The sequence below is a fragment of the Streptomyces sp. NPDC018610 genome (assembly GCF_044391765.1).
Lineage (GTDB): Bacteria > Actinomycetota > Actinomycetes > Streptomycetales > Streptomycetaceae > Streptomyces.
Genome location: NZ_JBISAL010000017.1, coordinates 86,962 through 93,257, shown reverse-complemented (window position 1 = coordinate 93,257; position 6,296 = coordinate 86,962). Strand labels below are relative to the sequence as shown.

The following is a 6,296-nucleotide window of genomic DNA, read 5'->3' as shown; positions in this document are numbered from 1 at the left end:
GACAGCGAACCCATCCCCACACAAAACCCCGGACCAGGCACCCAGCACCCAACCCCGCTGACACCCACCCAATGCCACCAACACGCCCACTCACACCCACCACCGCCCCCGCACCCGAAGCCGCTAACCCCACCCCCACCAGGCGAAACAGCGCTGGCCAGCAAAAACACCAAACGAGCCTTTACACGCTAGCGACACCCACAACGAGCCCGATCCCCACTCAGCGCACACGACACAACGCCAGCTCACACCCCGAACTACCCGCTGGAACCGTGCACCCCGTCTCTCTCAACACACCCACAACACCGCAGGCCAACAAACACTCGGCACACCAACAACCCCACCTCCGAGCGTTACCAAGCCATGCTGCGCTGGCGGAAGGAGAACTCGCCGTCCTGCGGTCCTACCAGCGGGACATGGGGCACCTCGCACCCCGCACGAACCGCTCATGCACCGCCTCGAGTTCACCCGCCCACAACCTGACATCAGCAAGGTCCCCACCCATAGCCACAACAACGACGGAGCTGGCCACCCGTCACGGCAAAGACCGTTGCAGTACTAGAGCGAGCGCCTCGCCCACAGCGAACGGGACTCCAACGACGGGCAAGCGTGAGCACTGCACGCAGGGACCGCAATCACCGAGCTGAACAACCTGGCGCGCGGTAGGCCGCTCCAGGGGGCAAGGGGGTTCCGCCCCAACCGCGGCCAGCCACGAAAACTGCGGCGCCCCCGCAAGGTGAGAGAGGGGTCCTGCAGCTTCTGCTGCGTGATTCCGGTCTCCGGTTGTGGTGCCCGCAGCCGATGACCTGTCGTAACGTTCCTCGTCACTGTGCAGACAAAGGGGAGGGACCATGAGCGGCGCCATAGGGGGAAGACACCTGGCGGCTGTGACCTTGATAGCCATCAGCGTGACGGCTTGCGACAGCGGGCATGACGCAGGCACCCCAACGGCGAAGGCGAAGGCCAGCCCGGCCACGGAACACGAGGCGCGCGTGCTGTCTCAGCAGCAGCTCGAAGACGCCGTCGTGGACGCTCACGACCTCCCCGGAGTGCGAGTGGAAGAGATCGGGATGGGCACGGAGGGTGTCGGAAACGGCGTCATCCATGCCGCACGCCGCACGAACACCAGTCCCTCCCTGTGCGCACCGGTCAGCGCCGCAGTGGACGGCGCCAGCGGTTACACCCCCGCCGCCAGCGTGCAGCGCACCGTGGACAGCGAAGGCCGCGGCGCGATCCTCACCTTGGTCTCGTACCACCCGGCGGATACCGCTCGGGTGCTCAGCGAACTACGCACGGCCCTGAAGTCCTGCAAGCAGTACACGGCAGGCCCCATGAGGGCGACCTACGAAGACATCGAAGCGACCAACGCACCGTCACAGGGCGACGACGGGATCGCGTTCCGCCTCAAGCTGATCCTGACACCCGATGACGACGCCTTGCCCGATGAAGAAGTCCTGAAGACCCCCGTCAGCGTGACCGCCATACGTCACGGTTCCACGCTGGCGATCTACAAAACAACGTCCGACTCCATCGGTAAACCGGCAAGCATCCCAAGCGATCTCGTCAACGCCCAATCGAAACTGTTGGACGCCGCCGCCCACACCACTGAGTGAACCGTTTTCATCCTGAGTATGTGCAGGTCAGTAGGGTGTGGACGGCTTGGACGGCTGTGCCGATGCGGCGGGTGGAACAGCGGGCTCGTCACAGGAACCGCCAGGTTTTGAGTTGGGCGAAGGCGCGTTCGCCGGGAACTCGGGGGCGGGCGTGGTCGCGGTTGAACTACTGGTAGTGCTCGGGTTGTTCGCTGTAGTGGTGGTACGGGGTGCGGAAGGTGGCGCCGGCACCCTGGTAGGCGCGGTCTGCGAAGACGAGGATCTGCCGGGTCAGGCAGGCCTGGACGATGCCGTGGGCGGGCCGCGGTCAGGTCGTGGGTGCGGCCCGGTGTCGCACGGGAGAACCAGAGTGGGGTGCCGTCCGGGCGGGCGGCGACCTGGACGTTCATGCCGTGTTTTCGGTGCTTTTGGGAGTAGTACGGCTCGTCCGTGGCGATACGGTCGATGGGGATGAGCGTGCCGTCGACGATGACGAAGTCTCCTTCGCCCAGGCCGACGGGCACATCTCGTAGCGCGTCCGCAACCGCATGCGGACCATGCGCCCTCATCGAGGAGCCACGCTGCCGCTTTCACACGCACCTCGGCCGGCTGATCCTGGTCGGCTGCGACCCAGCGGGCGACGCCGTAGGTGCTGACATCGTCCGCCTCGCCGGTTCCGATGGCGAGGTTCGCGATGTCGATGTCAGGGGCGAGGCTCTTGACGGCCTCGTATCCTTCTCGCCCGTTCTCGTTGATCAGCTCACCGATGGCCGGCCAGCGGAGGTCGTCCTGCAGGTCCGAGGACGCGACGAGGTGCCGGAGAGCAGCGACGTGTTCCTGCCGTCGTTCATCCTCGGTCAGCTCCCGCTGCCCGGGAGCCGTGTACTGGTCTGACTGCCAGTAAACCCGCTGCATCTCACGCCAGGGGTTGGAGGTATTGATCACCCACCATGCCGCGGCCGCTGCGCTTCCGCCTCTGCTGAGCAGATGGACGAGGGCGTCTGCGCGGTATCCGAGGTTGTCCACGGTGCCGAGGTCGGTGTCGGCGATCAAGGCCAGAAGAGCGGGGATGCTGCGGTCAGGATCCGTGTCAGCCAGTTTTTCCGCGTCTCGGAGTGGGCGTACGCCTCCTTGATGTCCTCGCGCAGCCGCGCGGGGACGGGCACCGGCTGGGCCCCCGGGAGGACGGCTGTCGGCGCCGGACCACCGGGGGCGGGGGTCTGGGCGCGGGCGCGGGGCGCGAAGGGGCGACGGAACACGCCCGTCGGGTCGGGCGCGCCGGCCGGCCCGGCGTCGGCCGCGCCGGGTTCCCCGCCCGGCGGCGGGAGGAACGGCAGCAGCCGCGCGTACACCTCCTGCGTGTCGGCGGGCCGCGCCTCGGGCGCCTTGCGCAGCAGGTGCAGGACCAGCTCCTCCAGCTCCTCGGGGACGTCGGGCCGCAGCCGCCGCAGCGGGGTGGGGGCGGCGTTGACGTGCTGGTACATCAGCAGGTACTCGCTCTCCGCCTCGAACGCCAGGCGTCCGCTGAGGAGTTCGTGCAGTACGCAGCCCAGCGCGTACAGGTCGGTTTGCGGGGTGATGCGTCCGCCGCGGACCTGCTCGGGCGACATGTACTGGTGGGTGCCGATGGGGCTGCCGGTGGCGGTCAGCTTGGTGACGTCGGTGCGCAGCATCGCCGCGATGCCGAAGTCGAGGACCTTCACGATGCCGTCGCGTGCGACGAGGATGTTGCCCGGCTTGAGGTCCCGGTGGATCACCGGCACGTCGTGCGCGTACGACAGCACGGTCGCGACCTGGGCGGCGACGGCGGCCGCCCAGCTGACCGGCAGCGGCTGGCCGGGGTCGAGGTAGGCGGTCAGCGGTACGCCGTCGACGAGCTCCATCACCAGGAACAGCCGCTCGTACGACGCGTCGAGCACCGCGTCGTACACCTGCGGCACGCCGGGGTGCTGGATGCGCGCGGTGATGCGGGCCTCGCGGCGGAAGCGCTTGGCGAACTCCTCGGCCAGCTGCGGGGAGGTGACCGACGCCTGCCGGATGAGCTTCACGGCGACGGGCCGGTCGAGCACGGCGTCGTAGCCGCGCCACACGTCACCCATGCCGCCGTGACTGAGCTCCTCCAGGTGCCGGCGTCCAGGCGGAACCATGCTGCCGGCTGGTCCTGCTCCCCACCAAGCGGCAGGTCAAGGCAGACGACCGCAGCGTAAGACAGGCCCAGTGTGTCGAGCTGCTTCAGGGCGAGGGCCTGCCCGAAGGGATCGTCCTCGGGGAGACTGGCGGACGTGACCCGGTCGAGGCGGTGGTGAAGGACGTCGTAGAGCTCTCCGAGCATGACGGTCATCAGGCCCCGCCACCCTCCTGCCGGACGGTCATGAGGAGACCCGCCGCGGCCGCCGCATGACCGGTCGCGATGCCGAGCTGCTCCGCGTCGTCCGCGCATTCCGGTACGCGCGCCAGCCGACGGAGTGCCATGTCGACGTGGCGCAGCAGCGCCCCGTAGGGCTCGAGCTCGGCCGAGCCAGGGCCCGGCGACGGGGTGGTAAAGGACCGGCCGTTCTCGGGGGCGGCAGCAAGCGGCGTCCGTCCACGCACTTGATGCCGACGAGCATGGCCTGCATCTCGTCGCTGCCCTCGTCGAGAGTGAGGGCGTCCGCCAGTCGTCCCACGGCGTCGAGCGTGTCCCAGGCGGCGGAGAGCACGAGGTCGGCCTGGTTGTCGTCCAGGGCGGCGTCGAGGTCGGTGATGGTCGGCTGCGTCGTCGCGGTGCTTCCTCCTGTCGCCCCGCCGCGCACCGCCGGTGCGGCGCATGCGGCTCTCCGCGAGGGTCCCACTTCGATCCAACGACGGTCGTGGGCTGTGGATAACCAACACATCGCGAAACCACGCGGACGGGGGCATGCCGCACGCAGGGAAGCACGCCTCATGACACGGGCCACAAGTTCAACCTCAGTAGAAGGTGCTTCGCAGGTTGAGTCCCCTCCTTATGTCGACCTGCGACTCTTCCTCAACTGAGCTGTGCGCTGATAGAACTTCGACACGGATTCGACACACAGTGTGCGAACCACACACGCTGGGGACTAACTGTTGGGGGCCGGCATGACGGAGTATCTGTCTGAGGTTGATCTGCGATGGGCTGGACACTCTGGCGAAGCGGGGCACTACGGTGCTCCGGAATGGGGCCCGGAGGACCTGGAGCGCGCTTCGGTGTTCCTTGCCGAACTCGCGCCGCAGGCCCGGCGGGTTTTCGAGTATCTGCTGTGCAATCCTGGCCGGGGGATCCACTCCACGGAACTGGTGGACAAGGTCCTGGGCGGCCCCAATGAGGGCGATCCGGCGCGGCGTGTGGCAGGTGTACTGTCCGGAATGAGCAAGGCTCACAGCAAGAGTGGGCGGCGCCTTCCGTTCTACTGGTGGGAGGCCCCTAAGGGGAGCGCGGGCGCAACGTACGCGGTCCGCCCCTCGGTGGCAGCGGTGTTCCTCGCCGCTCAGCTCGGCGCTGCGTGATCTGCACAGCCACAACTGACCCACGGCGGCCGTGACCTGCGGCCGCCTGACGGATCAACGCCCTGACCTGCTGCCGAGCTGTCGGCACCTGTCGACGTTGGTCACCATTGAGCGCCCTTCCACGGCCCGAGGACGGCCCGGGAGGGCGCTCGCGCGTGAGCACCGCATCAGGACTTCGATCCCTCCTCGGCCTAGTGTGAGCCCGCCTCGTGTACCGGCGCCATATGTGGCTGCCGTGTGTCGTCGCTCCAGGGTCGTTGATGTCAGCGGCGGATGTCACGGAACAGACGTGGCACCGGGCAGGCATCCAAAGGCTCCTCCGGCCGGTCCGCCCAGCGCCACCAGACGTGTCGACTGAGGCACTTCCACAACGATCGGCAGGCTCGTTGGCCGTCGTTTTCCCGTCGAGAGAGCACGAGTCCAGCTGGCTCCATAAGTTGGCTGCAGTCGGGGCAGACCACGGCGCCGCTGGTCATGCCGGACCCCAAACACCCGTCGCGCCGAGTACGAGACATACCGTGCCGAAGAGGAGGAAGCAGCCAAAGCCGATCATGACGGCGCCCAGCCTGACGACGCCGGCACTCTTGCCCTCTTGTGCTATCAGCGAGCCTGAGATCTTCTGCCCGACATCTAGAGGGCCGGGCAGCCGACCATTCCGCCGAAGCATTCTTCCGACGCTGATGAACGCGATGCCGAAGATCAGGGTGAGCACGCTCGTCTGAAGTTGGTAGACGGGGGCATGACCGTCTGGCACTGCGATGAACACTGAAACCCCCCAAGATGCCTGACAAGCCGCTGCCCGGCTGGAAGAAACACCCCATCTTGCCTGACCGCCACCCCTAGGGGGAAATGGCCCGCTGGCGCTCTGCCGCTACCGTGCTGGGTCGCACAGTGCCGCTAACGTCCGCTGTCGTTGCCGTCAACGCTGCCGGTTATTGCCGTCGGCTACTGCGTCATGTGAGTACCGCCTCAAGGAGCAAGGTTGGCACGGGCGAAGCCGGCCGGATTCGAACCGGCGTCCTCGCGATTTTGGAGACCGCGCGCGACGACCTCTGCGCTACGGCTTCGCCCGGCGGGGATGCTAGCCCATCGCGTGTCGGGACAGACCCGGCTTTCGGTATGCCCAGCGCCGCTAAGTTGGCGGGGTCTCAACGATCGGGGCAAGTTGACGGGCTGCCCCCTCGATGCGAACTACGGGCG

Annotated in this window: 4 protein-coding genes, 1 tRNA gene and 2 pseudogenes; 3 read left to right on the top strand and 4 right to left on the bottom strand. The window is 67.5% G+C overall.

Translation table 11 applies throughout. The features are described from left to right. The first annotated feature begins 851 nt into the window (after window positions 1-851). Complete coding sequence (locus ACH5A8_RS33150) at window positions 852-1,613, top strand: hypothetical protein (RefSeq protein ID WP_399007698.1); 762 nt, start codon at window positions 852-854, stop codon at window positions 1,611-1,613. A gap of 7 nt (window positions 1,614-1,620) precedes the next feature. Here the strand turns inward: ACH5A8_RS33150 and ACH5A8_RS33145 are convergent. Next, a pseudogene (locus ACH5A8_RS33145) lies at window positions 1,621-2,110 on the bottom strand (transposase family protein); the annotation flags it as partial. Between ACH5A8_RS33145 and ACH5A8_RS33140 the strand changes: the two are divergent. Continuing rightward, the gene (locus tag ACH5A8_RS33140) at window positions 2,064-2,486 is read left to right on the top strand and encodes a hypothetical protein (RefSeq protein WP_399007705.1); all 423 of its coding nucleotides are present in this window, start codon (window positions 2,064-2,066) and stop codon (window positions 2,484-2,486) included. The pseudogene ACH5A8_RS33145 and the gene ACH5A8_RS33140 overlap by 47 nt on opposite strands. Before the next feature lie 215 nt (window positions 2,487-2,701). Here ACH5A8_RS33140 and ACH5A8_RS33135 read toward each other — a convergent pair. Next, window positions 2,702-3,739: pseudogene (locus tag ACH5A8_RS33135) on the bottom strand (serine/threonine-protein kinase); the annotation flags it as partial. Between the two features lie 949 nt (window positions 3,740-4,688). On the opposite strand from ACH5A8_RS33135, the gene ACH5A8_RS33130 reads away from it, so the two are divergent. Then, the gene (locus ACH5A8_RS33130; protein ID WP_399007697.1) at window positions 4,689-5,096 is read left to right on the top strand and encodes a DUF6416 domain-containing protein; all 408 of its coding nucleotides are present in this window, start codon (window positions 4,689-4,691) and stop codon (window positions 5,094-5,096) included. A gap of 472 nt (window positions 5,097-5,568) precedes the next feature. Here ACH5A8_RS33130 and ACH5A8_RS33125 read toward each other — a convergent pair whose 3' ends face one another. Beyond that, window positions 5,569-5,808, bottom strand: coding sequence for a hypothetical protein (locus ACH5A8_RS33125; protein WP_399007696.1), 240 nt, complete (start codon window positions 5,806-5,808; stop codon window positions 5,569-5,571). A gap of 280 nt (window positions 5,809-6,088) precedes the next feature. Next, a tRNA-Trp gene (locus ACH5A8_RS33120) sits at window positions 6,089-6,163 on the bottom strand. Window positions 6,164-6,296 lie beyond the last annotated feature (133 nt).

Bases quoted from the DNA above. Each gene is read 5' to 3' on its own strand.
- ACH5A8_RS33150 (WP_399007698.1), top strand. From the start codon at position 852: ATGAGCGGCGCCATAGGGGGAAGACACCTGGCGGCTGTGACCTTGATA.
- ACH5A8_RS33140 (WP_399007705.1), top strand. From the start codon at position 2,064: ATGAGCGTGCCGTCGACGATGACGAAGTCTCCTTCGCCCAGGCCGACG.
- ACH5A8_RS33130 (WP_399007697.1), top strand. From the start codon at position 4,689: ATGACGGAGTATCTGTCTGAGGTTGATCTGCGATGGGCTGGACACTCT.